The organism is Bartonella sp. AA83SXKL, from assembly GCF_042196965.1.
Lineage (GTDB): Bacteria > Pseudomonadota > Alphaproteobacteria > Rhizobiales > Rhizobiaceae > Bartonella.
Window position 1 is genome coordinate 1 of the sequence record NZ_JBHIRG010000185.1, and the last position, 281, is coordinate 281.

Here is a 281-nt window from a genome sequence, read left to right on the forward strand (position 1 = left end):
ACAAAAAGAAAAAAACGTACAAAACATGGACGCCCACGGATTGAAGGATGTATCAGAGAACCCAATGGTCGTATCTCACGGACAAAAATGCCTCGTGATCCTATCGATAAATTGGCAATTGAAATGCGTGCCAAACGCTTCTGTTTAACCTTACAAGAAGCAAAAAATCCGCTTTCCGGTACTTATATCGGACGGCTTTATCTACAAGGCAACATCAATCAAGACCAATATGATGCTGCGCAAAAATATCTTGAAGTGAGAAATGATTACCTCTGTGCAAA

Annotated in this window: 1 pseudogene; it reads left to right on the top strand. The window is 40.2% G+C overall.

Annotated features, from left to right (window positions below):
• Nucleotides 1-281, top strand: a pseudogene (locus tag ACFINO_RS10495) (hypothetical protein); the annotation flags it as partial.